A 1,140-nucleotide genomic window follows, 5' to 3' on the forward strand; every position below is an offset into this window, starting at 1 on the left:
CTAACTCTCAATAGACAGGATGAATTCACATGACGCACTCTAACGATAACACATCAGTACGTAAGGGAAAACACTTATCTTATTCAGAACGGTCTCAAATTGCTATTCTAAAGATTGAACACTACTCCAATCGCCAGATTGCGAATGTACTTGGACGTGTTCCGCAAACCATTAATAATGAAATACATCGCGGGACCATCACTCAACTCAAACGTCAAAAGCAAAAAGACAAAGTCTATGATTACTATACGACTAGCTATGACCCTGATGCCGGACAAGCAGCTTATGATAGGCTCCGATTGCACTGTGGCCGTCGGCCAAAATGGACAGATACAGATGCGTTCATTGAATGGGCAGATGATAAACCGTTACAGGAAAAGTGGTCTCCTGACGCGGTCGTTGGATTTGCTGTGCACTTCGACTTATTTGATTGCTCTATTATTCCCTGTACGACCACTCTTTATGGGTGGATTGATAAAGGCATCATGAGAACAAAAAATATGGACTTGCTTGAAAAATCATCTCGCAAACCAAAGGACTCTTCTTATAGAAGCCATTCAAACAAGCGCATTTTGGGACCCTCTATTGACCAACGACCATCGGAAATCGATGACCGACAGACCTTTGGTCACTGGGAAATTGATACCGTGGTGGGGAATAAAGTCAAAACAGATGCTGTTTTGTTAACGTTAGTTGAGCGCCAAACCCGTTTTGAAATCATCCTTAAACTCAAGGGCAAAGATAAAGAATCCGTTGATCAAGCAATCAGTCAGTTACGACACAGAGCGGGTGATACCTTTTCTACAGTGTTTAAAACCATAACGTCTGATAACGGATCTGAGTTTACTGGACTTCATGAGGCCCTTAAAGATACTCTGGATGTATATTTCAGCCACCCTTATTCCTCACGGGAAAGGTGGACCAGCGAGAACCAACACAAATTTATTCGTTGCTTTATTCCAAAAGGAAAAGCCATCAGTCCATTCAGTGAAACCCACTGTTTAAGAATCCAACAATGGATGAATGACTACCCACGGAAAATACTCGGTTATCAAACGCCTCATAGGTGTTTTGCCAATGCTCTCCGCTCTTTGTCCCAAGTGGCCTAAGCGCGATAGTGCTTAACGAATAACTATGACC

The 1,140-nt window shown here is 42.6% G+C and carries 1 protein-coding gene; it reads left to right on the forward strand.

Features of this window, described 5'->3' with window-relative positions:
- Positions 1–29 precede the first annotated feature (29 nt).
- Positions 30–1,109 (forward strand): IS30 family transposase, encoded by a 1,080-nt coding sequence (locus tag AX762_RS12280; protein ID WP_071849396.1) that lies wholly within the window; start codon positions 30–32, stop codon positions 1,107–1,109.
- Positions 1,110–1,140: the final 31 nt, after the last annotated feature.

Origin of the sequence: Alkalibacterium sp. 20, assembly GCF_001885615.1 — a bacterium.
Classification (GTDB): Bacteria; Bacillota; Bacilli; order Lactobacillales; family Carnobacteriaceae_A; genus Alkalibacterium.